Here is a 479-nt window from a genome sequence, read left to right as displayed (position 1 = left end):
TGCGCCAAGGCACCAATCACATCATCCGCTTCGACATCAGGAATGATGAGTAAAGGCAAACCCATTGCTTCAATGATCTCGTGAATCGGCGCGATCTGAGAACGTAAATCATCAGGCATCGGTGGACGATTCGCTTTATAGTCAGGGTAAATTTCATGACGAAAGTTCTTACCTTTAGCGTCAAAAACCACAATTACTTTAGAGCCTGGATAGTCGGTTTCCAGCCTTCTAAGCATGCTGATCACACCTTTAATTGCTCCGGTTGGCTGGCCTTTAGAATTAACTAAAGGAGGTAAACCATGAAAAGCCCGGAATAAATAAGATGATCCATCCACCAAAACGGTAGGAAGTGTTTGAGATTGCTCGGTATTTGTTGTCATAAATTGCGTATCTATAATTGTTTAGATGCTGGTAAGAGCTGGGTTTTGAAATTAAAAGTCCGGTGAGTAATCACTGGCACAGTGGTATAGTAAGAAAAA

1 pseudogene is annotated in these 479 nt (G+C 42.0%); it reads right to left on the bottom strand.

The features are described 5' to 3' along the window. Positions 1-380, bottom strand: a pseudogene (locus tag A3735_RS01915) (DNA polymerase I); the annotation flags it as partial. Between the last annotated feature and the right edge of the window lie 99 nt (positions 381-479).

The organism is Oleiphilus sp. HI0061 (assembly GCF_001635675.1).
The sequence above is the reverse complement of the archived record's forward strand: the minus strand, read 5'-3'. Positions and strand labels throughout refer to the sequence as shown.